This window comes from bacterium, assembly GCA_020440705.1.
Lineage (GTDB): Bacteria > Krumholzibacteriota > Krumholzibacteriia > LZORAL124-64-63 > LZORAL124-64-63 > JAGRNP01.
Genome location: JAGRNP010000004.1, coordinates 55,384 through 81,630 on the forward strand (window position 1 = coordinate 55,384; position 26,247 = coordinate 81,630).

A 26,247-nucleotide genomic window follows, 5' to 3' on the forward strand; every position below is an offset into this window, starting at 1 on the left:
GCTGATGGTGATGGCGCTGTTCTTCCTGATTATCCTGTGGGCGCTGCAGAACAAGAAGGACGCCGAGCAGAAGGCCCTCTTCGCCGGCATGGCCAAGGAGACGGCCCACCAGCTCGGCACGCCGCTCACCTCGATCATGGGCTGGGTGGCGCTGCTGGAAGACCGGCTGGGCAAGGGCGACGAGACCGTGACCGAGCTGAACCGCGACGTCGACCGCCTCAGCATGATCTCGGCCCGCTTCAGCCAGATCGGCTCGCTGCCGCAGCTCGAGGACCGCGACCTGAAGGGCGTCGTCGAGGAGACGGTGCAGTACTTCCGGCGCCGGCTGCCCCATCTGGGCGGCCGCGTGCAGCTGCATTCGGAGGGAACCGTCACCCACGAGGTGGCCTTCAACCGCGACCTGCTCGGCTGGGTCCTCGAGAACCTGATCAAGAACGGCATCGACGCCCTGCGCGACGGCAAGGGCACGATCTCGGTGCGGCTCGACGACGACCCGGAGGGCGGCGTCCGCATCTACGTGAGCGACACGGGCAAGGGCATCCCCGCCCGGGACAACACGAAGATCTTCGAGCCCGGCTACACTACCAAGAAGCGGGGGTGGGGCATGGGCCTGGCTCTCGTCAAGCGCATCGTGACCCAGTACCACGGCGGCCGCATCCGCGTCGAAGAGACCAGCAGCCACGGCACCACGTTCCTCGTGACCCTGCCGGCGCACGGCGACGCGACGCCCGAACCCTCCTGAGAAAGGACCACCGGTGGCATTCCGGATTCTTTGGATCGACGACAACATCGAGGAGCTGCGCAGCCACGTCGTGTATCTCGGCGAGAAGGGCTACGAGGTCGAGGGCGTCACCAACGGCGTCGACGGGGTCGAGACCCTGCGCGAGAAGAACTTCGACGCGGTGCTGCTCGACGAGATGATGCCCGGCATGGGCGGCCTCGAGACCCTCGAGGAACTGCGCAAGGTCAACGCCCGCATCCCGGTGATCATGATCACCAAGAGCGAGGCCGAGGACCTCATGACCCGGGCCATCGGCAAGCGCATCGACGACTACCTCGTCAAGCCCGTCTCGCCGCTGCAGATCCTCTCGGCGCTCAAGCGCCAGCTCGAGGCGCGCCGCCTGGCCGGCGAGGAGGTCACGCGGGGCTACATGAGCAACTTCATGGGCCTGGGCGATCGCTTCGCCGCCGCGCGCACCCCGGCCGACTGGGAGGCCATCTACGCCGATCTGGTGACCTGGAGCATGGACCTCTTCCAGTTCAGCGACCACGGCCTGCTCGAGACCCTCGACGACCAGTACACGGCCGCCAACATGGCCTTCGCCCGCTACGTCCGGGAGAACTACCAGCGCTGGGTGAACGCCGAGGGCGCCACCGGCGTGGGCGAGCCGGGCGAACTGGCCGGGGCGGCCGACGCGCCGCTGCTCTCGCCGCGGGTCTTCGAGACCTGGGTGGCCCCCGAGATCGAGACCAGCCGCCAGGTCTTCTGGATCGTCATCGACTGCATGCGCGAGGACCAGCTGCGCATGATCGAACCCCTGCTCGAGCAGTACTACCACACCGAGCGGCGGCGCTACTGGTCGCTGTTGCCCACCGCGACGCCCTACGCCCGCAACGCCCTCTTCGCGGGCCTCTACCCCCTGGACATCGCCGAAGGCTACCCCGACTGGTGGGTGGGCTCGGCCAACCACGAGGGCAGCCGCAACGCCCACGAAGGCGACCTCCTCGAGCAGCTCGTGGCGCGGCTCGGCAGCCCGGCCGCCGGCAGCTGCCGCTACTACAAGGTCTCCGACGAGCGCGACACCGACGTCCTGCACCGCAACCTCGGCAGCCTCGGGGACACCCGCCTCGTGGCCGGCGTCTACAACTTCCTGGACATCATGGCCCATGGCCGCAGCCAGAGCCGCATCCTGAAGGAGCTCGCGCCGGACGAAGCGGCCTTCCGCACCCTGATGCGCTCGTGGTTCGAGCACTCGAAGCTCTTCGACGTGCTGAAGAGCCTCGCGCGGCGCGACTGCACGGTCATCCTGACCACCGACCACGGGTCCAAGCTGTGCAAGCGTGCCGTGCAGATCCGCGGCAACCGCGACACGAGCAGCAACGTGCGCTACAAGTTCGGCGACAACCTCGGGGTGGACGAGGAGAAGGTCTACTTCATGAAGGATCCGGAGAAGTTCCGCCTGCCGCCCCAGAGCACCATCGAGAACTACGCCATCACCATCGACAACTACTACCTGGTGTACCCGACGAACTTCCACGAGTACGAACGGCTCTACCGGGACAGCTTCCAGCACGGCGGCATCAGCCTCGAGGAGATGATGTGCCCCTTCCTGGTCATGCGGCCGAGGTGATGCGTGGCGCCCGGTGACCACATCCTGCCCGATCCGGCCGGCTTCGGCCGCGCCGCCCGCACGTCGTCGCCGGGAGCGACCCGCGAACTCGGCGGCCGCGTGGGCGGCCTGCTGCGCGGGGGCGAGATCGTGCTGCTGTTCGGCGACCTCGGCGCCGGCAAGACCGCCTTCGTCCAGGGAATCTGCAGCGAGCTCGCCGTGGCGCAGGAAGTGGTCTCGCCGACCTTCACCCTCGTCAACACCTACGACGGCCGGCTGCGGGTGCAGCATCTCGACTTCTACCGCGTCGAGCCCGGTCACGACCTCGACGACATCGGCGTTCCCGACATCCTCGACGAGATCTGGGACGGCGCGGCCGTCGGCCTCATCGAGTGGCCCTCGCCCCTGCTGGCGCGGCTCGGTTCCGCGGCCCGGTTCGAGATCCTGGTGCGCCCCACCGGCCGCGGCGACGAGCGCGAGTTCCTGCTGCGGGCACGGCCGGAGCTGCCGGCCGGCTGGGCGGCCCTGTTCCCGCCGCGGGAGGAACGGGCATGCTGAACCTGGCCCTCGACACCGCCACGCGGCACGGGCGCTTCGCCCTGGCCGACGGCACCGGCACCCTGGCCTATCGTCCCCTGAACGTCAGCGGCAGCTATGCCGACGCGCTGTTGCCCGTCGTCGAGGAGATGCTGGCCGCGACCGGTCGCCGCCGGGCCGACCTGACGGCCATCGGTGTCACGACCGGCCCGGGCAGCTTCACGGGGGTGCGCATCGGCGTCGCCACGGCCAAGGGGCTGGCCTGGGCGCTGGGCTGCCGGCTGGTGGGCGTCACCTCGCTCGAGGCCATGGCCGCGGCGCTGCTGGCCGACGCGCCCGATGCCGACCTGGCCGTCCCGAGCCTCGACGCCCGGCGGGGCGAGATCTTCTGCGGGCTGTATCGGCGCGAGGGCGCCTGGGTGCGTCCCCTCGCGACGCCCGAGGCGGCCACCCCCGACGCCTGGTGGGGGCGCGTCGTCGCGGCGGTCGCCGACCCCGACGCCCCCGTCTACGGGGGCGACGGCACGGCCCTCCTGCTGGGCCAGGGCGAGTCCCTGCGCCCCGAGTTGCGCGACACGCCGGAACCCGCCCTGCGGCGCTGGTCGACGGCCCATCCGGCCACGGCGCCGGCCCTGGCCCGCGCCCTCGGCGCGGCCGACCTCCCGGATGCCCATCCGTTCTCCCTCGTGCCGGACTACATGCGCGTCTCCGACGCCGAGGTCAAACGTCGGCTCGACCTGACGCCGTCGGAGCCGGCGGCCGGGATCGAGGCCCACGAAACGCGGCGGCGGGATCATGACTGAGCCCGTGGGCGAGATCCGTGTGCGGCCGGGCGACCCGAGCGACCTGCCCGTGGTCGCGGCCCTCGAGCGGCGCAGCTTCAGCGACCCGTGGACGCCGGCTTCCCTGCTCGGCGAGCTCCAGCCCGATCCCCTGCGAATCCCGCTCGTCGCCGAGGTGGACGGGCGGGTGCGGGGCTACCTCATGGCCTGGCGGGTGGTCGATCAGCTGCACATCCTGAACCTCGCCACCGATCCCGATTTCCGGCGGCGCGGCCTCGCCGGCCAACTGCTCGCCACCGCCGCCCGGCAGGGGCTGGCCGAGGGCCTCGTCGAGGCCACCCTCGAGGTCCGGCGGGGCAATTCCGGGGCCCTGGCCTTCTACACCCGGCACGGCTTCACCACGGTGGGGGTGCGGGAACGCTACTACGCCGACAACGGCGAGGACGCCCTCGTGATGGTGGGTCCGCTGCAGCAGATGGCGTCGGCGAGCGGCCAGGCGGGGAATCCCGCCACCGACGGATTAGGGTTGTCCCGACGCCCTGATTGGGACTAATTTACCCGGATACGAGAAGACGGACCCGCATCCCGGGAGGACGCCGTGTCCTGGTTGACACAGGCCGCCAAGGGCATCAAGGCCCTCACCAGCCAGAAGAAGGACATTCCGGACAACCTGTGGCGCAAGTGCCCCAAGTGCTCGGAGATCCTCTATCACCGCGAACTGGACCGCAACCTCTGGGTGTGCGGGTCCTGCGGCCATCATCTGCCCTTCACCACCGAGCAGTACATCCAGCTCCTCTTCGACGAAGGCAGCTGGCACGAGACCCACACCGGCATCACCAGCGTCGACTCCCTCGACTTCAAGGACTCCAAGCGCTACAAGGACCGCATCCGGGCCACGCGCCAGAAGTCGGGCAAGGAGGACGCCGTCATCACGGGGCGTGGCGCCATCGGCCGCATCCCGGTCTCGGCCGCGATCATGGACTTCAGCTTCATGGGCGGCAGCATGGGTTCGGTGGTGGGGGAGAAGATCGCCCGCGCGCTGCTCGACTCGCTCAAGCACCGCGAGGCCGCCCTCGTGCTGAGCCGCAGCGGCGGCGCCCGCATGCAGGAGTCGCTGCTCTCGCTGATGCAGATGGCCAAGACGAGCGCCGTGCTCGCGCGCCTGCGCAACGAGGGCATTCCCTTCATCTCGATCCTGACCAACCCGACCACCGGCGGCGTCACCGCGAGCTACGCCACCCTCGGCGACATCAACGTGGCCGAACCGGGCGCCCTGATCGGCTTCGCCGGCCCGCGCGTCATCAAGCAGACCATCGGCGGCGATCTGCCCGAGGGCTTCCAGTCGTCCGAGTTCCTGCTCGAACACGGCATGGTCGACATCATCACCGAGCGCCGGAATCTCAAGGACACCCTCGAGCGCACCCTGCACTGGTTCGTCGACGGCCGGGACGTCTCGGTGCCCCACCCGCCGCGGGGCTGACCATGTCCCTGAACCGGCCCCGCCCGGAGGGGGACCCCGCCGCACCCGTCCTGCCGCGCGGTTCGCATCCCGGCGAGCCGGGCGTGGGCGTCGACCTGCCGCCGCCGTTCGCCGCCCGCGACGAGGCCACGCGCTGGCTCTTCTCCCTGAACCGCTTCGGCATCCGGCCCGGCCTGCAGCGCATCGAGGGCCTGCTGGAGGACCTCGGCCACCCGGAGCGCGACCTGCGCACCGTCGTCGTGGCCGGCACCAACGGCAAGGGCAGCACCACCCGCATCGTGGCGACCCTGCTCCAGGCCGCGGGCCATCGCGTGGCCACCTACACCAGTCCGCATCTGCTGAACGTCTACGAGCGCATCCGGCTCGACGACCGCAGCGTCGACCCCGACGACTTCGCGCGGCGGGTGGCCGCGATCCGGCCGCTGACCGAGAAGCACGCGGCGAGCTGGTTCGAGACCCTCACGGCGCTGGCCCTGCAGATCGCCCGCGACGCGGGCGCGGAGTGGTTCTGCTGCGAGGCCGGCCTCGGCGGCCGTCTCGACGCCTCGAACGCCCTGCCGGCCGTGGCGACACTGCTGACGACCGTCGGCCTTGATCATCAGCGCATCCTGGGCGAGACCCGGGCCGAGATCGCGGCGGAGAAGCTGGGCCTGCTCAAGCGCGGCGTGCCGCTCTTCGCGGGCCTCGACGCCGAACTGCGCGGGCAGGCATTCACCGCGGCGGTGACCGCGGGCAGTCCCTGTTTTTTTCTGGATGAACTGGCGCGCTGGCCCGAAGATGGACCGCGGGACGTCACCTGGGAGCTGACCCTGCGCGATCGCGTGTACGGCGACCTGCCCGATCCGGGCACCCCGGTCATGCGTCGCAACGTGGCCCTGGCGCTGCTGGCCCTGACCGAACTGGAGGCCGCCCGCGGCGCCGCGCTCCTGCCCGGCGACGTGGCCGGGGCGCTGGGGAATCTTTTCCTGCCCGGGCGGTATCAGCGCGTGCTGCGGGCGCCGGACTGGCTCTTCGACACCGCCCACAACGCCCAGGCGCTGGGCAACGCCCTGGCCACGTTCGCGGCCGAACCATGCGCGGGACGACGGGTCGTCCTCTTCGGGGCCATGTACGACAAGGATCTGGACCTCCCCACCTCGCGGCGGCTGGCCGCCGCCGACCACGTGTTCGCGGTGCCCGTGAGCCTGCCGCGTTCGCGGACGCCGGACGAACTGCGGGCGGTGCTCGCCGGGGCCGGCATCGCCGCGGCGCCGGCCGACGCGCCCTGGTCGGCGCCGGGCGTGGTGTTCGGCGACATGGGCGCCGGGCTGACGGCCCTGGCTGCCGGACTGACGCCGGACGACCGGGTCCTCGTCACCGGCAGCTGCTTCACCGTGGCCGAGGTGCTGCACCGCCTCGGCTGGGACGACCTCGACGCGACCCGCACCGCTCTCCCGGCGGGACCGGTGCTCGCCAGGCTGGTCCCGGGTGCGGACCCGGGCCGAAAGGACTCGACGTGAGCCGCAACCTGACCCTGGGCATCGACGTGGGTGGCACCGCCATGAAGCTGGTCCTGGCCGACGCGGACGGGGCCGTCGTGCACCGGGACGAGGTGCCGACGCGGCCCCACGACCTGGTCGGGTCGCTGGCCGACGTGGCCGCCGCCATGGCCGGGCCGCTCGGCGGTGCGGGGCACCCCCGTCTCCTGGCGGTCGGTCTGGCCTGCGCCGGCATCGTCGATCCGGTCGCCGGCACGCTCGGCCGCTCGCCCAACCTGCCCGGCTGGGAGGACTCGTCGCTGGCCGACGCCCTGCGGGCCGCCTTCGGCGAGGTTCCCGGCGCCTGCGCCAACGACGTCAACGCGGCCCTGTGGGGCGAGGCCCGCCACGGGGCCGGCCGAGACTGCGCCGGCCTGGTGATGATCGCCCTGGGCACGGGCGTGGGCGGCGGCGTCATGGTCGGGGGCGAACTGGTGATCGGCGCCCACTGCGGCGCCGGCGAGATCGGCCATACGGTGCTCGACCCCGACGGCGATCCCTGCACCTGCGGCGGCCGGGGCTGCCTCGAGGCCTACGCGGGCAGCGTCGGCCTGCTGCGCCACGTGCGCGAGACGGCCACCGGCACCCTGGCGGAACTGGTCGCCCGGCGCGGCGACGACCTGACCACCGCCGACGTGGCGTCCCTCGCCGAGGCCGGCGATGCCGACGCGCGCGCGGTCTTCACCCGCGCGGGGCGGCGCCTGGGCCAGGCCGTGGGCAATCTGGTCAACATCCTCGATCCCGACCGCGTCATCATCGGCGGCGGCGTGGCGCGCGCCGGCGACCTCATCCTCGCGCCCTGCCGCGAGATCGCGCCCCGTCTCGTGCTGGCCGCCGAGGCGAAGAACGTCCCCATCGTCGCCGCCGAACTGGGCCACCTGGCCGCCGCGCGCGGCGCCGCCGCCCTCGCGCGCGATCTCGGGGCCGGCGGCTGATGAAGGGCCACGGACGGCAGCAACCGCCACGGACGGCGCCTTCTCCCGCATCCCCGCCCCGTGCCGGCCGCTCCGCCGGCCGCGCGTTCCTGGGACCCCTGCTCGCGACCGCCGCACTGCTGGTCCTGACCGCCGGGCCCGGGCTCTCCCAGGCCCCCGGCGGCGGTTCGCGCCTCCGGGCCGACCGCTTCATCGATCGTGTCATCGAGGGCGAACCCGTCTCCTGCATGTACGGCAACGTGTTCATCGACCGCGACACCACGACCGCCGCCAGCGACTCGGCCTTCTACTACCGCGACCGGGAGCTCTACGAGTTCGTCGGCCGCGTCCGGCTGACGCGCGGTCCGGCCGTCCTGACCTGCGACTGGGCCCGCTACAACCGCACCTTCGGCACGGGCGACTTCCGCGGGAACGTGCGCCTCGTCGAGGGCGAGGTCATCGGCACCGGGCGGCGGGGCGAGTCGCGCCTGGAAGGCCGCTACCTGCGCCTCATGGACGACGCCCTGCTCGTGACGCCCGACTACTCGGTGCGCGCCGACACGATCTTCCAGGACCGTGCGACCGGCCACGGCGAGGCCTTCGGCAACGTGAAGATCATGGAGCCCGGCGCGCAGAACCTCATCACGGGCCGGCACGCGGTCTTCCACGAGGGCGGCGAGGTGGCCGAGGTCGACCGCGATCCCGTGCTGGTCAGTCGCGAGCAGTCGGGCGGCGCCGTGCGCAGCGAGGCCGGCCTGATGCGCTTCTTCCGGGCCGAGGACCGGGTGGTCATGGTCGACTCGGTGCGCATCCGCCAGGGCCAGACCCTGGCCCGCGCCGACACGGCCGTGGCCTACGGACGCGAGCGGATGGTCCTGACCGGCTCGCCCAGCGTGGCCATGGGGGACCAGAGCGTCATGTACGGGGACCAGCTCGACTTCCGCTATCGCGACGGCGAGCTCCGCCAGCTCATCATCGTCGGCAACGGCCGCATGGAGGATGCCGGTCCCGACTCCCTCGCCGCCGTCTACCAGGGCCTGCCCACCATGGATGTGCTCGAGGGCGACTCGATCACGGTCGACTTCGAGAACCGCGAACTGCGCCGCTCGGTGGTCGTGGGCAACGCCCACAGCCTCTACACGCCGCGCGACCTGAGCGACGAGGTCGCCACCAACGACGTCACCGGCGACACGATCACGATCTTCTTCCGCCGGCAGAAGGTGGCCCGCGTGAAGGTGCTGGGCAACGCCGACGGCCGCTACCGCTTCGCGCGGGTGGCGGCCATGCGCGAGATGCTCGGCAAGTCGCGCCGCATGGCCGACCTGCTCGCGCGGGGACGCGAGGACAGCACCGGCGTCGTCGCCGACTCCCTCTCCGCGGAGATCGATTCGCTCGCCGGGACCATGGGGCTGCCCGTGGCGCAGATGGCCGACGGGGTGCTCGATTCGCTGCTCGCCGCGGCCCTCGATTCCCTGGCCTCGGCCGGCTACGACACCGGCCAGGCGGCCATGGACTTCCTCGCCGCGGCGCAGGAGGTCAAGTACGGCGGGCGCACCGTGACCTTCGTCATGGCCGACCGCACCATGGAGCTCGAGGACGAGGCCCATCTCGAGTATGGCACCCTGAACCTCAAGGCCGGTCACATCAAGCTCGACACCGACGACCGCGAGCTCTACGCCGACCGGGAGCCGCTCGTCGAGGACACCGACACCATCGCCGGCCGCCGCATGGGCTACAACTTCAAGCACAAGAGCGCGGCGGTGCAGGACGGGGTGACGGCCTTCGACGACTACTACTACGTGGGCGACGAGATCCGGCGCTTCGAGGACCAGACCATGAAGATCTGCGGGGGGCGCATGACCAGTTGCGACCGCGACGACCCGCACTACCACTTCTGGACCGGCAACATGAAGATGCGCCCGGGGGACAAGGTGGTCGCCCAGCCCATCGTGCTGCGTGTGGGGCACGTCCCGGTCTTCGCCCTGCCCTTCTACTACAAGAGCCTGAAGCAGGGGCGGCAGTCCGGCATCCTCTTCCCGAACTTCGACTTCGGCTGGTCGAGCCGGGAAGGGCGCTACATCCGCGACTTCGGCTACTACTGGGCCACGAACGACTACATGGACTTCCTGGTCGAGGGCGACTACAACGAGCGGCGCGAATTCGCCTACCGTCTGCAGAACCGCTACGTGAAGCGCTACGGCTTCAACGGCGGCATCGACTACGCCCGCAAGATCGGACTCGGCGACGACTCCGACACGAGCGAGTGGCAGTTCCGCTGGAACCACAACCAACCGATCCTGTGGGATGACTACAAGTTCCGCGCCGACGTGAAGATGGCCTCGACGACCCTCTCGTCCAACGACCTCAACGGGTCGCGGGCCCGCGACATCGTGAGCGGCCAGCTGTCCTCGAACGCGTATCTGAGCCGCAGCTGGAAGCTCGCCAACGCGAGCCTGAACATGAGCCGCGACGAGCGCGTCAACGCCACCGACGACGACCCCGCCACCGACAACCTGATCTACTCCATGACCCTGCCGAGCCTCTCGCTGAACTTCCGCCAGATCACCCTGGCGCCCGGCCTGCGCCGGGGCGAGGAGGGCAGCTTCGTCGGCAACACCCTGCGCAACGTCTACTTCCAGCAGGGCTACTCCTTCCGGTCGAGCCGGCAGGGCTACGAGAACCACGACACGAAGGACTACGCCGCCAGCGGCACCTGGTCGCTCGCCTACCGGCCGCCGCGTCTGGGGATCTTCAACGTCAGTTTCTCGGCCAATGCGGGCCAGACCTGGACCCGCAGCGAGGACGCCGGCACGGTCTGGTCCCCCGACGAGAACCTGCCAGCGGGCGGCTTCGCCACCGGCTACGCCGACGTGGCCGAGGACACCCGCCCGAGCCTGCGCTTCGCGACCACCGTCGGCACGGTGCTGTACGGGATCTTCCCCCTGCAGGTCGGGCGGTTGCGGGCGCTGCGCCACACGGCGCGCTTCAACACCTCGTTCAACGCGACTCCGGGTCTGGGTGACAAGCAGCGCCAGGGCACGAGCATCTCGCTGGGCTTCGACAACCGCTTCGACCTCAAGTACCTCTCGGCCGATTCGGACACCACGCTCACCGAGAAGAAGCTCGACGGCGTCATCGACTGGGGCCTGCGCACGTCCTACGATCCCGACGCCAGACCGGGCACCGAGTGGGGCGACATCTCGAGCGACCTGACGATCAAGCCGGGCGAGAGCCGCTACCTGAAGCTCAAGGTGAGCAACTCCATCGATCCGTACCTGTTCGCCCTCAAGAGCACGCGCTTCTCCTACGGGCTGAACTTCTCGGGACGGCTCGACGTGGGGCAGGTGCCCGAGCGGCAGGAGGAGCAGCGGAACGAGGCCATTGCGCGGCTCGGGGTCGACCTCGCCGCCGCGGCGCCCGACTCGGTGCCGGCCGACCCGTTCGGGGACGGGGTCGCCGTGGAGGACGCTTACGGCGACGTCGAGAACTTCGATGGCGAGAACAGCTCCTTCTACGACATGTACAACCGCCCGGGGCGGGTGGGCGGCGACGCGGCCAAGGATCCCACCGAGGGCGGACGCTTCATCCCCTTCGACGTCAGCGGCAACCTCTCCTACAACTACACCAACGCCAGCGGCGGCAGCGAGGCCCGCAAGACGGCCAGCGCCTCGGTGAACATGCGCGCGCGGCTGACGGCGAACTGGGACCTCAGCTACAACGCGAGCTTCGACCTGGCCGAAGGCAACACCATCCGGCAGCAGTACAGCCTGAATCGGGAACTCCACTGCTGGCGCTTCGAATTCAACCGCACCGTCAGCGCCACGAATTCCGAGTTCGGTTTCCGCATCTACCTCAAGTCGATCCCCGACCTCAAGTTCGCCCGCGGCCGCGACAACTTCGGCACCGTCCCCGGCGGTCTCGGCGGCGGCGTCTTCTAGAAACCGGACGCAGGGACCCGGCGAATCGCCCGCCGTGGCGGGCGATCCGGCGGCCACCCCCGGGAAAATCCCGCCACGGCGGGATTTTCCCGATATAGGTATTGACAGTTCCCGAGATGGCGCGGTTTGATGGCCGGGTCAACGAAAGGAGGTGACACAATGAACAAGACGGAACTGACCGAAGAACTGGCCAACAAGACCGGCATGAGCAAGGCCGCGGCCAAGCGCGCCGTCGATGCTCTCTTCTCCACGGCTCCGCGTGAGGGGATCATCGCCTCGGCCGTCGCCAAGGGCGACCGCGTGCAGATCACCGGCTTCGGGACCTTCGAGCGCCGCAAGCGCAAGAAGCGGACGGGACGGAACCCCCAGACGGGTGCCACCATCAACATCCCGGCGGCCAAGTACCCGGCTTTCCTCGCGGGCAAGAGCCTGAAGGATCGGGTGCAGAAGTAGAACGGTCCCGGACCGGCGGGCGCACGGCGTGCCGCCAGGGACATGCGGGGACGGCTTCCGGGCCGTCCCCGTCCTTTTTTCGGGCGACGCGGGGGCGGTTTCGGGCGAATGCTCCGGATTCGCTCCGGAATCGGTCCCGCAAGGGTCCGGAGCCGGACCCGGACCGCAACGGAGCGCCGGGGATCGGTTGCCCCGGCATCCCATAGCCGTTATACTTCACCCTGCGGAACTTTCGCGGGGCGGGCCGGTTCCTCCGGCCCGTCGGCGTCTGTCCCGGCGGACAGGCGCACATGCCCATCCAGGAAAGGTTTGGATCACATGTTGAAGTTCGGGAACCACCGGCGCGACGTGCGCTGGGTGCCGATACTGGCGGCCGTCTTCCTGCTCACGGCAGGGGCAGCGGCCCTGATGCTGGCCGACGAGGTCCGGGCGCAGTCCGGCGAGGGCGAGGTGAAGAACTGGAAGAACGTCACCCTGCTGTACACCACCGACATCAAGGGCAAGATCGAGCCCTGTGGGTGAAAGTCCAAGCAGCGTGGCGGGCTGGCCCGGAGGGCCAGCTATCTGGACAGTTTCTACGAAGAGAACGTGCCCTTCCTGATGCTGGATGCGGGCGACCTGTTCGGTCGTCGCACGAAGGACGAGCAGCACCAGACCGAGTTCCTGTGCCGCATGACCGGCGACCTGGGCTATGACGCCATCGGTCTCGGCGAATACGACCTGAACTTCGGTCTGCCGTTCCTGCGCGAGATGATCGGCAAGTACCAGCTGCCGTTCACCAATGCCAACGTGCGCGATGCGGCCGGCGAGCTGATCCTGCCGGAGTACCTGGTCGTCGAACGCAACGGTGTCCGCTACGGCATCGTCAGCGTGCTCGACCCGAGCCTGAAGATCATCACCATGACGGCGGACGAGGCCGAGTTCACGGTGGACGATCCGGTGGCGACGCTGCGGGCGCTGGTGCCGCGGGTGCGCGAGGAGGCCGACTGCATCATCCTGCTCGGCCACCTCGGCGAGAACAACACCGAGCCGGCCATCAAGGAAGTCAAGGGCATCGACATCTGCGTCGTCGGGCACACCTACCGCAGTCTGCAGACCGAGCGGGTGCTGGACGACACGGCCATGTTCGCCGCGACCCACGAGGGCCGCTACATCGGCCGGGCGAACCTCTTCATCGAGGAGGGGACCGGGCGGGTCATGGCCATCGACGTGGGCGTCACCAGCCTCGACGATGCCATTCCGGACAACGAGGAAGTGAAGGCCGCGGTCGAGAAGTACAAGGAGGAACTCGTGACCTTCAAGGAGTCCAAGCGCGCGGAATACCCGCGCAATCTCGGTTCCGAGAAGGAGGACTTCCTCGGCGAGCGGTCGTGCATGTCGTGTCACGAGGGCGCCTGGCAGGCCTACGTGGAGTCGCCGCACCGCAAGGCGTTCGCGACGATCCGCAGCAAGGGTCAGAGCAACGAGCCCGAGTGCCTGAGCTGCCACACGACGGGCTACATGTACAAGAACGGGTACAGCGACGAGGCGCCTTACAACCGCCTGGTGAACGTGCAGTGCGAGGCGTGCCACGGCTACGGGACCGAGCACGCCCGCGACGGCAAGTGGGTGGCCCAGGCGAAGGACTCGTGCGTGACCTGCCACGACGCCAAGAACAGCCCGAACTTCGACTATGCGACGTACTGGGAAAAGATCAAGCACTAGGCACCGTCGGACCCTCGTGGTCCTGCTGGTGCTGCTGAGCCTGTCGGGGGCGCGGTCGGTCCGCGCCCTCGACGTGTTCACCCTTTGGCGTCAGCCGGAGCTTCCCCTGCGCATCGCGCCCGGCGACTGGGTCGAGTACCGGGGCCAGTCCCTGGCCGGCGGCCGCCGCGAGGAGACGCTGACCCGCGTCGCCTGCCTGGCCGAGGACGGCGAAGGGCGCCTGCTGCTCGAGCTGGTGCCGCTCGAGGACGTGGACGGCGCCCTGCGGCCCGTGGCCGGCGAAGGGGTGCGGCTGGAGGTCTCCCGCGACCTGCGCGAACGCCGCGGCACCTTCGTCGACGCCATCGTCTCGGCCGTGCAGTGGCGCGGCGGCGAGGCCGTCCCCCTCGGGGCGGACGAGTTGCGCGACGATCCCCTCGTCGCGGCGTCCCTCGCTTCTGATTTCGTGCCCGATTCGGTCACTCCGCGTGACCCCACGACCCGGATCGTCCTGGGGCGCCAGTTCCTGTGCGACCAGTGGGTGATGGCCGCCGCCGACACCCAGGAGGCCCGTCTGCCGGCCGGCCTGATGCGCCAGGTCACCACCCGGGAGATCGTTGCGGCGGTCCATCCGGACATCCCCTTCCTGGGCCTGACCTACGTTTCCGAGCGGATCCGGGCCGAATCGGAGCTCGATCCGCCGTCGCGCCGGCTCAAGCCGCCGCCGCCGCGGGTTCGGGTCGACGTGCTGGAGCTGGTGGGATTCGGCACCGGGGCCCAGCCCGTCCTCGGCCCGGTCGATTGACCGCCGGCCACGCGACGTGGTATAATCATTTGATGAATTCGCATGACCTGAACCAGTTTCGGGCCGAGGCGCACGAGTACCTGCTGGGTCAACCGATGCCTCTGCCGACGCCGGCGATCGCCCGGCGTCTCTTCGGCGCGCGCCGCCACGAGATGCCCGAGACGCAGGTCGTGGTGCGGGCCCTGCTGGCGGCCGATCCGCGCTTCGTCGAGACCCACGATCACTGCTGGACGGTGCTGGGCTCGCCGCTCCTGCAGCAGAGGCTCGACGAGGCCACCTTCGCGGTGGTCGACCTCGAAACCACCGGCAGCGTGATCGGCGTCGACGAGATCATCGAGATCGGTCTGGTGCGCGTGAAGGGGGGGCGCATCCTCGACCGCTTCTCGACCCTGGTCTGGTCGGACCGCCCGATCCCGCCCTGGGTGGGGCGTTTGACGGGCATCGCCAACGACGACCTGGAAGGAGCACCCACCTTCAGCGACGTGGCGGAGGAGGTGCATGCCCTTCTCGACGGCAATGTCTTCGTGGCCCACGACATCCGTTTCGACCTGCCGTTCCTGCGCTGGGAATTCGCGCGCCGGGGCCTGGTGCGTCCGGCGGTGACGGGGCTGTGCACGCTCGAACTGTCCCGCACCCTGTGGCCCGAGCTGACGAGCCGCAGCCTGCCCGATCTGGCTCGCCGCTTCGAAGTCGCCCACGACAATCCGCACCGCGCCGCCGACGACGCCGCGGCCACCGCGGGCGTGCTGATGAAAGCGCTGTCGGTGGCGCGCGACCTCGGCTTGTCCGACCTCGGCGATCTGTTCCGGCTCGAGCCCATGGTCGCCGCCGACAACGCCGGATCCGGACCCCTCGAATCCCACGCCGCCGAGTCCTGACCCGGGAGCGCCCCGGCGCCGCCGCACGACACGACAAACTCCGTGCCAAATTCGTTAATCCATCGCCACAGGTTGACTAAGTGCCCGTCGTGTTATAGGATGCGGGTCATCACGTGTCCGGCCGTACCATCGGGTCCCTGGGTTGGGGCTTTCGGCGGGACAGACGCTAAACCGAGCCAAGGAGGAGCCAATGGCCAGCGTCAAAGAGGAAGAAATCCTGGTGCGTGACGAAAGCTTCGTGAAGTACGAACGCCTGCTGACGAAGGCGGAGACCGAAGGCCGCATCGACGGCCCCAACAAGTGCCTCGTGTGCGGAATGCGGTACATGTCGAAGGAAGACGCCGACGGCTGCTGCAAGATCAATCCCTGAGCGCCCCCACCCCTGACCGGAGCCACTGCGGTGGAACGAGGAAATGAAGTCCAGGCAATACTGTTCGGTCTGCAAGGATTGGCTCGACATGGAAGTCGTGCCGACCGGGGACGGGGACGATGACGACGGCGTCATCTGGTTCCGGTGCCCGCAGTGCCAGGGTTTCCTGCCCAAGCTGAGCGGTGCCGACCTGCAGGGAGACGAGTCCGGGGGCGGCGCCGACGACGCGGCGCAGGACAGCGGCGATGACATGACGACGCCGGCGGCGCGGGGTGGCGCGGCCGGCGGCGACCAGGATCAGGCGGCCCCTGCCGGGACGGGGGCCGCCGGCGTTTCCGGGCAGGCGACCGCCGCTGCGGAAGACGATCTGCCGTGGGACAGCCCGGCCGCCATGATGGCGGCGCGGGCCGCGGCGCGGGGCACCGGGGACGAATTCGGCGCAGTGGGAACCGACGGCCCGCGGGCGACGTTGGACGACGAGTCGGATGACGAGTCGGATGACGAAATGGACGGCGGGTCGGATGACGGGTCCGATGACGCTGCCGACGACGAGAAGGCGGCCCCCGAACCGATCCACGAGTACGCCGCCATGCTCGCCGGACTCGATCCGGAGACGGCCATGCCCTACCGGCCGTGGGAGACCTACGAGGTCGGGCAGTGCGTCCTCCATCTGGCCTGGGAGGACTGCGGTGTCGTGGTTGCCAAGGAAGACCTGCCCGGAGGCCGCAAGGTGATCAAGTGCTACTTCGAGGATGCGGGGGTCGTTCGGCTGATCGAACAGGCGCCCCGGTGAGACCGAGTCCGCGGCCCCGCGCCGGCGCCGCACTGGCCCTGGCCGTCCTGGGCCTCCTGGCGCTCGGCGGCCGACCGGCCGCGGCCCAGATGCTTCATCTCGACCCCATGCCCTTCTTCACGCCGGCCGACTCCACGAGCCGTCTGGCCCTCGTGCTCGACTTCTCGCACGCCGCCGATTCCCGTTGGGACTGGACCACCGAACGCCTCCTGATGACCATCGTGCTGCCGGCCGGCGACGACGCGACGTTCTTCCTGCGGTTGCCCCACCTGACCTTCGACACCGGCGAGACCCCGGTCCGCAGCCGTTGGCCGTGGGTGGTGGGGGAAGGCGCCGAACCGGGGTGGCCCGACGAGAAGCGCCTGTCCGGCTTCGGCAAGATCGAGGTCGGCGTGACCGGCCCCATGGTGCTGCCGCTGGTGCGGGGCGTGGACTACGGCCTCGCCCTCGGGCTCCCCTCGAGCAGCGACCGGCTCTATCCGGTCTCTTCCCAGAGCATTCCGTTCCGCATCGAGGCGCGCAAGCCGTTGGTCCTCGGCGGAGGCTGGCAGGCCGGACTGGAGGCGGGCTACCTGATGCACGGGGACAGCGGACGCGACCTGCTCGATCCGGCCGCATTCCCCAGCGGGTACCGCTTCGGTGCGACCTGCGCCTTCTACGGACGCCCCGGCTCGCGCTGGGAGCTGTTCTGGAATCTGCGCAACGAGAACGACCGCGCGTCGCAGGTCGTCGGTCTCCAGGGCTGGCTGCCCTGGACCGCCGACGGCGCGGTGGGGCTGCGCTTCGAGCACGAGCTCGCCGGCACCCTCGACCGCTACGCCGAATGGCGGGCGACGCTGTCGTGGCGGCTGGACAGTCCGGGCCGCCGTCAGGGTCGCGAGAAGGCGCGGGAAGTGGTCGACTGAGCCCGGCACGAAACGCCGTTGCAGATTGCCCGTCCTGCCTCACCGCGTCTTGCGAATGACGTTGGGCCTCCCTGGGACGGTGTTGTTCCCGCTGCTTCCCCATGATTCCCCGCCGTTTCCGAAGGCACCGCATGAGGGGTGTTGTCGACGTGTTAACTCGTTGATATCCATCGGGATCCAGTTGGAACGACCCTTGCGGGCCGGGGGGTGTGCGCGTCGGTGCGCGTGCGTTTCGCGGAGGTCGGGCCTTGTCCCACGTGCTGTTGGACGGAGAAGAGCGGAACACGGCGGCGGTGCGCTTCCTGCTGATGAAGTGGGGCGTTACCTCCGGTGCGGTCCCGTCCGCGGGGGCGACCCCGACCGTCCACGACGGCGACGCGGTGATCCTGGCCGACGCCGATGCCGCGGAGCGCATGATCGCCGCGGGCACGTTGCCCCATGGTCCAGGGGGAGCGGTGGGTCCCGCCGCCCCCCTGATCTGCATCACCGGCGGACGCCCCCTGCCCGGCGCGCCGGCCGCCTGGCTGCTGCTCGAGGCGATCGACGCCGACGGGTCCAATCTGCGGCTGGCGCTGCGCTCGTCGATCGCGCGGGCGCGGAGTCTCCGCGGCGACCCGCGGCCGGAGCCGCGACCCGAGGCGCCGCAGGACTCGTACCTGCATTTCCTGGGGCATGAACTGCGGAGCCCTCTGACGGCCATCAAGACGGCCCTCGAGGTGCTCGAGGGCGAGATGGGCGGTCTCGGTCCCGACGGCGTTCCGCCGCGGGGGCCGCTGAAGATGCTCTCCATCGCCCTGCGCAACGTGAGGCGTCTGCACCGCACCGTGGAGTGGAGCCAGGATCTGCTGGCCCGACGCGACCTGTTCGCGACGCCGCGGCCCCGGACCCTGGCCCTGGTCGAACTCACGGCCCGCCTGCAGGGTCTCGGCACCGTGCTCCTCGCTCCGGATCTCGCGGAAGCGGACATCGACGCCGACCCGGACCTGCTGGAAAGCCTGGTCACGCAGGCGGCCCGGGCCCTGGGGCTCGCCTGTCCCGATCACCCGCTGACCATCGCCATCGCGTCGGGCCCGGAATCGGCGGGACTGGACCTGCTGATCGCCGCGGCCGATGGCGCCACGCCCGTGCCCGGGGCCGTGGCCGGTCGGACCCGGCTCGTCGCGGCCCGGGAAGCCGACACCGGCGCCTGCGAGGACCTCGAGCGGCTCGCCGGCTTCCTCGTGCCCGCCGAACTCGTGAGCGCGGCGGGCGCGGAGATCGCGGTCGTCGATGTGGGCGGCCGGCCGGCGCTCGCACTCGCCCTGGCCTCGCGTCCCGTCGTCTCGCACACCGCCTGACCCGGTTTCCCCCCGATTGACAGATCGCGACGCGCCACGGAAGATGGGCGCATGGCCCCCGAGGAGGACGAGGCATGGCTGTGCCCGGACCGGGCGCGCCGGACCGACCCGCAGACGTGGAGCTGCGGCTGGCCGGCGTCGCCCACGACATCAACCAGATGCTCGCGGTCGTGACCGGCCGCGCGGGTCTGCTGCACGCCGGCGAGACCGATCCGGCGCGGCGACGGCACCTGCACGCGATCCTGCTCGCGGCGGCCGATGCGGCGGCGATGCTGCGCCGGCTCGCTCCGCACGGCGCCGAACCGGTCGCCGACGCCTGCGATCTCGCGGCCGTCGCGGCGGAGGCGCGGCTCCTGGCCTGGCCCGACCGGCACCCGAACTGGACCTGGCGGAGCCAACTCGACGATGGCTGGAGCGTGGCGGTGCCGGCCCAGGTGCTGCGCGAGGTGCTCGTGAACCTGGTGCTCAACGCGCGCGAGGCCCTGGGCGACGGCGGCACCCTCGACCTGGATGTCGTGCCGGGCGGCTCCGGGCGGCTGGTGCTGCGGGTGGCCGACGACGGACCGGGCCTGCCCGACGAAGAAGGATGCGACGTGTTCGCCCCCGGGGAGAGCGGCAGCGGCGCTCCGGGCCGGGGCATCGGTCTCGCCGCCTGCCGGCAGCTGCTGCGGCGTCACGGTGCCGATCTCCGGCGGGGAACCGGGGCCGTCGGCGCATGTTTCGAAGTGGTCCTGCCCGCGGGGACGGCCGCCGCTCCCATGTCCGACGCGCCGGTGGAGACGGAGTCGGTCGCCGGGACGGACGTCCTGGTGGTCGACGACGAGATCGTGGTGCGCGAGATGCTGCGGGACGTGCTTGCGGCCTGCGGCTGCGCGGTGCGCACGGCGCGCGACGCCGACGCCGCCCTCCTGTTCTGTGCCGAACGCCGGCCCGAGGTGGCCCTGGTGGACCGCAACCTGCCCGGCGTCGATGGACTGGAACTTGCTTCGCGCCTGCGGGCGGGCGACTCTTGCCTGGCGATCTTCCTCATGTCCGGCTGGCAGGAGGAAGGCGCGGCGCAGCCGCCGGCGTCCGCCATCGACGGCCGAGTCGCGAAACCCCTCACCCTGGAACGGATCCAGGCGGTCGTGGCCGAGGGACGACGCCTGCAGCGCGGGCGCGCCGCCGGCCCGCAATGATGTCGGGCCGGACGTGGACCGGCCACCGAGGAGAGAGCCGATGGAGCATGCACGCAGTGTGAACGAGTCCCGGCGCGATGCGCTGGTGGGCGCCGTCCTCCTGGCCGCCGTCCTGCTGGCGGCCGCCGTCGTCGCCGGCGACGGACGGGCCCAGTCCGGCGGCGACGATCCGGGTGTGGACGTGCGATTCGTCGCACTGGACACGCTGCACCTGCCGCCGGTGGGCCGCGTGGCCGGCATCACCTGGATGGGCCCCGACACCCTGGCCGTCCTGATGGACGTGGCCGACACCCTCAGCGCGAGCGGCGAGCGGGAGACGCATCTGGTCTTCCAGGACTCCCTGGGCGTGATGTTCCGCCGCGAGGACTTCAGCGGCGTGCTCGACCGGGGCTTGGCCTGGGACGGCGAGTTCCTCTACAGCAGCGGGGATGCCGATGACGGCAGTTCGATCCTGTACCGGATCGGGGTCGACTCCCTGGACGTCTGGCAGGTGGACGAGGCCTACGATCTGCCCGGACACCGGCCCTGCGACATGGCCTTCGACGGGCGCTTCGTGTGGATCGCCGACCGGGACAACGGCCGCATCGACCGCTTCGACCCCGAGGTGGAGGAAATCACCCGTTCGGCCGTGACGCCGGGATTCTCGCCGGTCGGGCTCGGCTGGGATGGGCGGAACATGTGGGTCACCGACGCCGGCACCGGCCGGATGTACCGCCTCTCCGGGAGCCGGCGCACCTGGAGCGCCACTGTCGAGACCGCGGACTTCCTGCATCGGGGGAGCGATGTGCTCCTGCTCGACGAGTCCGGGCGGGTCTGGTATCTGCCCGACGGCCGGAACATCGCCGTCCGCATACGCTTCCAGTAGTTCGACTTCCGGTATTCAACAGCGGTCCCGGCCCCCGGGACCGCTGCTGATTTCTTGACACGGAGCCCGGACAGGATTAATCTCCCATAGACGAAAACAGTTTTCATTTTCGACTCTCAAATGAGGTTTTCGCATGACGCCCAACGAAAACGCGACCAGCAGGGCTGGAGACAAGGCCCAGCACGAGGAACGGGTGCGGGAGAAGGAAGCGGCCTTCGCCGAATTCATCCAGCGCAAGGGCTTGAAGACCACGCGCCAGCGGAATACCATCGTCGCGACGTTCTTCCGCCTGAAGGGCCACATCAGTGTCGAGGAGCTGCTGAACGAGGTCAAGAAGGTGAACCCGCGCATCGGCTACGCGACCGTGTACCGGACGCTGCACCTGCTGGTGGAGAGCAATCTCGTGGAGGAACGTCGGTTCGGCGACGGCCTGGCCCGCTACGAGGGGCATTCGGACGTCGAGCACCACGACCACATGATCTGCCTCGAGTGCGGCATGATCTCGGAATTCTTCAACCCCCGGCTCGAGGCGCTCCAGGAGAAGCTCGCCGAGGAGAACAATTTCGCGATCTATCGCCACCGGCTGGAGCTGTACGGTGCCTGCAAGGACAAGGAAGCCTGCGACCGGCGGAAGAACGCGAAGGCCGCCGAAGCCCGGGGTGCCTGACGCGGCGCCCGATTCCGGGAACCTGCATGACGGGCCCTGGCTGACCATCCGCGTCGACCGGGCAGCCCTGCGCCACAACATCGGGGAGTTCCGCCGTCTGGTGGAGCCGCCCACACGGCTGATGGCCGTGGTCAAGGCGAATGCCTACGGCCACGGCCTTCTGCTTGCCGCCGAGTCCTTCCTGGCCGGAGGCGCCGACCTGCTCGGGGTGCACGCCTGGAGCGAGGCGGCGGCCCTGCGCGACGGGGGCGTGACGGCGCCGATCATCGTGCTCGGGCCGGTGTCCGGCGCCGAGGCGGCGGCCGCGGCCGCGCGCGGCGTCGAGGTGATCGTGCCGGGGCTGGACCTGCTGCGGGCGGCGGCGGCGGCGATTCCGGCCGCGGGCAGGCTGCGGATCCATCTGAAGATCGACACGGGCGTCAATCGGCAGGGGCTGCGGCCCGAGGAGTGGCCGGCGGCGCGCGAGATCCTCGCCGGCGCGCCGGGCCTGCAACTGGTCGGCGTCTCGAGCCATTTCGCCGACATCGAGGACACCACCGATCATGCCTTCGCCGAGGCGCAGATGCGGCGTTTCGAGGAGATGTCGGCGACCCTGCGGGAGCACGGCCACCCGGACGTCGCGCGCCACATGACCTGCAGCGCCGCGGCCCTCGTCTGGGACCGCACCCACGGCGACATCGCGCGCGTGGGCGTGGGGGCCTACGGCATCTGGCCCAGCCGGGAGACCCGCGTGTCCGTGCGCAGCCGCGGTCGCGAGGAGATCGACCTGCGTCCCGCGTTGACCTGGGCCGTCCGCGTCTCGCAGGTGCGCGACGTGCCCGCGGGAGAGACCGTGGGGTACGGGCGCACCTGGAAGGCCATGACCGACACGCGCGTGGCGGTGCTGCCGTTCGGCTATGCCGACGGCCTGCCGCGGGCCCTCGGCGGCCGGTCCCACGTGCTGATCCGCGGTCGTCGGGCGCCGCTCGTCGGCCGCATGTGCATGAACCTGTGCATGGTCGATGTGGGGGCCGTGCCCGGGGCGTGCGCGGGCGACGAGGCCGTGCTGCTGGGCAGGCAGGGCGAGGAAACGATCACCGCCGAGATGCTGGCCGACCACGTCGGCACCATCGCCTACGAGGTGCTGACCTGGCCGGGCGAGACCTGGACCCGCGGCGCGGATTGACAGACCAGCGTTGGGAGAACCCATGTTCGGATCCCTGAAGCAGTTCTTCGACGAGAAGCTCGCGCCGGCCGCGGCGGTCAGCGAGGAGGAGCGTCTGCAGGTGGCCACCTGCGCGCTGCTGCTCGAGGTCGCCCATGCCGACGACGACTACAGCGAGGACGAGGTGCAGACGGTCATGGCGGTGGTGGGCCGGCGCTTCGGGCTGTCCGCCGCGGAAACCTCCGGGCTGCTGGCCGTTGCCGACGAGGAACGGCGGCGCAGCGGCGACCTCTACCAGTTCGCCCGCCTCGTCAACGACAGCTACACGCGGGAGCGGAAACTCGCCATCGTGGAGCTGCTGTGGCGGGTCGTCTACAGCGACGGCGTGCTCGAGTCCCACGAGGACGCCCTCATGCACAAGCTGGGCACCCTGCTCGGCGTGCGCCTCGACGAATTGATGGCCCTCAAGGTGCAGGTCAAGCGCGACCTCGGCCTGTAGCCGCCGGGTGTACCGGGCGGAGGCTCGGGTGTCCCTCCAGGTACGGGTTCGGGCCGCCGCTGCGGGCGGCCGGGCGGTCGCGATCATCTCAACTCCCTGTCGATATGTGATTTGCGGATGCGGCGAAATCGTGGCATCGCGTCTGCATGGGCCCGGCGGACGACAGACCCCACCCATGTCCCAGGGGCAGACCACCAATCCCACGAGGAGGGAACCACGATGATGCACCACCCGACCCGTCCGGCCCTGATCCTGGCCGCCGCCCTGCTGGCGCTCGGCCTGCTGGCCGGCTGCAGCGACGACGCGGCCGACCCCGCCGTCTCCGCCGCCGGCGGCGACGACTACGCGGCCCTGGACTTCAGCGACCCCTACGGCGGCCTGACGGCCAGCGACGAACAGGAGGCCTTCGCCGACGAGGCGTTGCTGGCCATGTCCCTCGCGGGCGAGGGCGAGGAGATCGCCGATCCCGTCGCCGACGATCCGGCCGTGCGCGAGATGCTGCGCCGCGGCGAGATGGCGCCCGATCCGGCCGACACGACCCGGCCCCGCTTCACCTTCGTGCACCTGCGCTGGGGCATGCTGCGCGACATGATGGACACCCTCGCCGTGGAGCCTCCGTGCGAGGTGACCGACTGGACGGGCTCGTTCCATGTCGATCGCGGCGTGCTGCTGGTGCGGCGGGTGATCCGCTTCGAGCGCCCCCTCGACCACATCATCTTCCCGCGCCTGGATCCGATGACCGTGGGCGTCGTGTCCCACACGGCCTGCGGCTTCGACGGCGTGGTGCTGCAGATCGGCGAGCGTCCGGACGATGATCCGTCCCTCGACCCCAACGTGCTGCACATCGCGCTCGGCGACTTCGTCCTGGACCTTCCCGTGGCCGATCTCGTCGGGCTCGAAGAGGTCTACGAGGTGGGCGGGAACATGGTCGCCGTGGCCGGCTTCGGGCTGCAGGACATCGCCTTCTGCCCGAAGGGATTCCTGGACGGCATGTGGCGGCGTCTGCCCGCCGACCGGCCGGACAGCCTCGCGGCGGCGGACGGGACCCAGTACGGCGTGTTCGCCGGGCTGTGGCGCGAGCTGGACGGGCGCCTGCACGGCCATCTGCGCGGCGGCTACGGCATCGACGCCGAAGGCAACCGGGTCCTGGTGGGCAAGTACATCGGCCCGCGCGGCCACTTCCGCGGCCTGTTCCGCGGCACCTGGACGCCCGGTGCGACCGACGACGGACTGGCCGGCTTCGAGGCGCATTGGGTGAACGCGGCGGGCACCGTGGAGGGCCTGCTCGGCGGCGAGGCCTTCGCGGTCGAGGACACGCCCGGCGGATTCTTCACCGGACGCTGGACGACGTTGTGCGACGAGGAGGCGGAGGACGCGGTGCGGTAGCCGTTCCACCGGCGTCAGCCTGGCCGACGGCCCTCCCGCCTCCGGGCGGGGGGGCCGTTTTTCGGCTGGGGACGGGTTCAGGCGCCGTCGGGGCGGCGGCTCTCGCTGTCGCCGACGGCGGCCCAGGCCCCGTAGAGCGCCAGGAGGATCACCGCGGCCACGACGATGAGGGAGCCCTGCGAATACCAGCTGTCGAGGTCGACGGGGCGCGCGGCCCAGGCCCAGCCCAGCACGATGCGTTGGAGCATCATGGCCACGAAGCCCCACCGGAGCAGCACGGCGAGGGAGATGGCCGAGTTGACCAGCCCGAAGGCCACCGCCTTGGCGTCGCCCGGACCCGAGAGCAGGGTCCACACGGCGAGGGTGAGCACGATGGCGATCACGGGCCGCTTGACCAGCGCGCGGATCAGCACCAGCGCCATGATGTGGATGAAGAAGTACCCGATGAGCAGCGCCTGGTTGAAGACCGTCGACAGGGCCAGGCGCTGGCCCAGCAGCAGGTCCGCGTCGAAGCCGGCCAGGGGGAAGGGGCCGCCGGTGAGATGGGGCAGGACGCTCCAGCGCAGGGGGCCCCCGATGAGGAAGGCGACGCCCGCGGCGATCAGGCCGACCAGGATCGACTGGCCGATGAGGGGGTCGCGGCGCGGGATGCGGGGCTGGCTGAACAGGCGGCTCGAGGAGACGAACATGGTGGGCCAGATGCGCCGGCCCATGGGCTCGGCGGCTCCGTACAGGGCGAAGGCGATGGCTCCGGTGAAGGTGGCGCCCACGAAAATGGGCCAGAACTCGTCGGCCCACAGGGGCGTGAAGAAGGTGTGCGAGCCGAGCGCCTCGCCCAGCACGAAGAGCACGAAGACCATGACCGCGAAGCGCACGGCGCCCCGTTTGTCGATGCGCCGCTGGGCCGCGTTGCGGTTGCTGGCCCGGCCGGCCCCATACACGATCAGCAGGATGAGCAGAGGCTGGGCCACGCCGAAGATCAGGTGGCTCGTGCCGAACTCCTGCCGCACGGGCGGTGTCGTGAGGGACGCGAGCCCCTCCTCGGTGGCGACGTTGAACAGGACGGGGCGGCCCTCGCTCGCGCCGGCCTCGACCCGCAGCTCGATCTCCGGCTGTTCGATGCGGGTGCCGAGCCAGGCGCGGCGCACGTCGGGCGCCATGAAGCGCTGGTATCGCGGCATGGTGGGGCGGAAGCGGGCGGTGTCCAGGTCGGCCGCCGCGAACAGGACGTTCCAGTCGGGCTCGCTCGGGCCCTCTGTGGCGAAGCGGCGGGGCATGACCTCGAGTCGCCGCAGGCGGCCCGCGAGGTCGAGCACGACGATGATCTCCCCGGACCGGGTGGGGGGGGGATTGGTGAGATCGACCTGGCCCCGCACCAGGATGGGGCCGTTGGGCGGGCTGGGCACGATGATCTCGGGCGACTGCCGGTACCACAGGCTGGCGGCATCGGGACGCTCGCGCAGGGCCTGCCAGCGGGACGTGGTCGAGTCGGCGGCGCCCACCTCACGCAGCACGTCGTTCCAGGTGATCAGGCCCCAGGCCCGGTCGACGGGATCGCGGTAGACGTCCTCGTCGTAGCCGGCCGCCGCGATGACCTCGCGCGCCCGATCGATGAGCACCTCGGGGCGCTTGTCGAGGGGCAGGACGGCCAGCGACGAGAGCCGGGCGGCCCAGTGGGTGCCGCCGATGAAGAGGGCGACGGCGATGGCGGCCAGGAGCAGGGCCCGGGCGGGCGGCAGGCCCTTGCGGCGGCCGGCTTCGGCCATGAGCTCGGGCGAGGGCGTCT

At 70.6% G+C, this 26,247-nt stretch carries 25 protein-coding genes; 24 read left to right on the forward strand and 1 reads right to left on the reverse strand.

Annotated features, from left to right (window positions below; genetic code table 11):
* From KDM41_01595 to KDM41_01710, 24 genes are all read left to right on the forward strand, one after another.
* Positions 1-742 (forward strand): HAMP domain-containing histidine kinase (locus KDM41_01595; GenBank protein ID MCB1182095.1); only part of this gene is annotated, 742 nt, incomplete at its 5' end.
* A 13-nt stretch (positions 743-755) separates the two neighbouring features.
* The gene (locus tag KDM41_01600; GenBank protein ID MCB1182096.1) at positions 756-2,351 is read left to right on the forward strand and encodes a bifunctional response regulator/alkaline phosphatase family protein; all 1,596 of its coding nucleotides are present in this window, start codon (positions 756-758) and stop codon (positions 2,349-2,351) included.
* A 3-nt stretch (positions 2,352-2,354) separates the two neighbouring features.
* A complete protein-coding gene (gene tsaE, locus KDM41_01605) occupies positions 2,355-2,888 on the forward strand; it encodes a tRNA (adenosine(37)-N6)-threonylcarbamoyltransferase complex ATPase subunit type 1 TsaE (protein MCB1182097.1) in 534 nt (177 codons plus the stop codon).
* Positions 2,882-3,670 carry a tRNA (adenosine(37)-N6)-threonylcarbamoyltransferase complex dimerization subunit type 1 TsaB gene (gene tsaB / locus KDM41_01610; protein MCB1182098.1) on the forward strand — a complete coding sequence of 263 codons (789 nt, stop codon included), beginning with the start codon at positions 2,882-2,884 and terminating at the stop codon, positions 3,668-3,670. Before tsaE ends, tsaB begins: the two co-directional genes overlap by 7 nt.
* Positions 3,663-4,202: a ribosomal protein S18-alanine N-acetyltransferase gene (gene rimI, locus KDM41_01615; protein MCB1182099.1), complete on the forward strand. Its 540-nt coding sequence runs from the start codon at positions 3,663-3,665 to the stop codon at positions 4,200-4,202. Before tsaB ends, rimI begins: the two co-directional genes overlap by 8 nt.
* Before the next feature lie 45 nt (positions 4,203-4,247).
* Positions 4,248-5,129 carry an acetyl-CoA carboxylase carboxyltransferase subunit beta gene (locus KDM41_01620; protein ID MCB1182100.1) on the forward strand — a complete coding sequence of 294 codons (882 nt, stop codon included), beginning with the start codon at positions 4,248-4,250 and terminating at the stop codon, positions 5,127-5,129.
* 2 nt (positions 5,130-5,131) lie between these two features.
* A complete protein-coding gene (locus tag KDM41_01625) occupies positions 5,132-6,628 on the forward strand; it encodes a hypothetical protein (GenBank protein MCB1182101.1) in 1,497 nt (498 codons plus the stop codon).
* Positions 6,625-7,581: an ROK family protein gene (locus KDM41_01630; protein ID MCB1182102.1), complete on the forward strand. Its 957-nt coding sequence runs from the start codon at positions 6,625-6,627 to the stop codon at positions 7,579-7,581. The genes KDM41_01625 and KDM41_01630 overlap by 4 nt, the downstream gene beginning before the upstream one ends.
* Positions 7,581-11,498 carry a hypothetical protein gene (locus KDM41_01635; GenBank protein MCB1182103.1) on the forward strand — a complete coding sequence of 1,306 codons (3,918 nt, stop codon included), beginning with the start codon at positions 7,581-7,583 and terminating at the stop codon, positions 11,496-11,498. Before KDM41_01630 ends, KDM41_01635 begins: the two co-directional genes overlap by 1 nt.
* Positions 11,499-11,657: 159 nt before the next feature.
* A complete protein-coding gene (locus tag KDM41_01640; GenBank protein MCB1182104.1) occupies positions 11,658-11,951 on the forward strand; it encodes an HU family DNA-binding protein in 294 nt (97 codons plus the stop codon).
* Positions 11,952-12,269: 318 nt separating this feature from the next.
* On the forward strand, positions 12,270-12,473 hold the full coding sequence (locus KDM41_01645) for a hypothetical protein (protein MCB1182105.1): 204 nt from the start codon (positions 12,270-12,272) through the stop codon (positions 12,471-12,473).
* 66 nt (positions 12,474-12,539) lie between these two features.
* Positions 12,540-13,655 carry a hypothetical protein gene (locus KDM41_01650; protein MCB1182106.1) on the forward strand — a complete coding sequence of 372 codons (1,116 nt, stop codon included), beginning with the start codon at positions 12,540-12,542 and terminating at the stop codon, positions 13,653-13,655.
* 16 nt (positions 13,656-13,671) lie between these two features.
* Complete coding sequence (locus KDM41_01655) at positions 13,672-14,439, forward strand: hypothetical protein (protein MCB1182107.1); 768 nt, start codon at positions 13,672-13,674, stop codon at positions 14,437-14,439.
* Between the two features lie 32 nt (positions 14,440-14,471).
* Positions 14,472-15,317, forward strand: coding sequence for a hypothetical protein (locus KDM41_01660; protein ID MCB1182108.1), 846 nt, complete (start codon positions 14,472-14,474; stop codon positions 15,315-15,317).
* Positions 15,318-15,507: 190 nt separating this feature from the next.
* A complete protein-coding gene (locus KDM41_01665; protein MCB1182109.1) occupies positions 15,508-15,687 on the forward strand; it encodes a hypothetical protein in 180 nt (59 codons plus the stop codon).
* Positions 15,688-15,730: 43 nt separating this feature from the next.
* A complete protein-coding gene (locus tag KDM41_01670; GenBank protein MCB1182110.1) occupies positions 15,731-16,480 on the forward strand; it encodes a hypothetical protein in 750 nt (249 codons plus the stop codon).
* Complete coding sequence (locus KDM41_01675) at positions 16,477-17,385, forward strand: hypothetical protein (protein ID MCB1182111.1); 909 nt, start codon at positions 16,477-16,479, stop codon at positions 17,383-17,385. Before KDM41_01670 ends, KDM41_01675 begins: the two co-directional genes overlap by 4 nt.
* Positions 17,386-17,633: 248 nt before the next feature.
* The gene (locus KDM41_01680; GenBank protein ID MCB1182112.1) at positions 17,634-18,722 is read left to right on the forward strand and encodes a hypothetical protein; all 1,089 of its coding nucleotides are present in this window, start codon (positions 17,634-17,636) and stop codon (positions 18,720-18,722) included.
* A 74-nt stretch (positions 18,723-18,796) separates the two neighbouring features.
* Positions 18,797-19,900 carry a response regulator gene (locus KDM41_01685; GenBank protein ID MCB1182113.1) on the forward strand — a complete coding sequence of 368 codons (1,104 nt, stop codon included), beginning with the start codon at positions 18,797-18,799 and terminating at the stop codon, positions 19,898-19,900.
* Between the two features lie 40 nt (positions 19,901-19,940).
* On the forward strand, positions 19,941-20,765 hold the full coding sequence (locus KDM41_01690) for a hypothetical protein (GenBank protein ID MCB1182114.1): 825 nt from the start codon (positions 19,941-19,943) through the stop codon (positions 20,763-20,765).
* Positions 20,766-20,898: 133 nt separating this feature from the next.
* A complete protein-coding gene (locus KDM41_01695; protein ID MCB1182115.1) occupies positions 20,899-21,432 on the forward strand; it encodes a transcriptional repressor in 534 nt (177 codons plus the stop codon).
* Positions 21,425-22,597 (forward strand): alanine racemase, encoded by a 1,173-nt coding sequence (gene alr / locus KDM41_01700; protein MCB1182116.1) that lies wholly within the window; start codon positions 21,425-21,427, stop codon positions 22,595-22,597. The genes KDM41_01695 and alr overlap by 8 nt, the downstream gene beginning before the upstream one ends.
* A 22-nt stretch (positions 22,598-22,619) precedes the next feature.
* Positions 22,620-23,075 (forward strand): TerB family tellurite resistance protein, encoded by a 456-nt coding sequence (locus KDM41_01705; GenBank protein MCB1182117.1) that lies wholly within the window; start codon positions 22,620-22,622, stop codon positions 23,073-23,075.
* 219 nt (positions 23,076-23,294) lie between these two features.
* Positions 23,295-24,461 carry a hypothetical protein gene (locus tag KDM41_01710; GenBank protein ID MCB1182118.1) on the forward strand — a complete coding sequence of 389 codons (1,167 nt, stop codon included), beginning with the start codon at positions 23,295-23,297 and terminating at the stop codon, positions 24,459-24,461.
* Between the two features lie 77 nt (positions 24,462-24,538).
* Here the strand turns inward: KDM41_01710 and KDM41_01715 are convergent.
* Positions 24,539-26,247, reverse strand: a 1,709-nt coding sequence (locus KDM41_01715; GenBank protein MCB1182119.1) for a hypothetical protein, incomplete at its 5' end; no start/stop codon positions are given.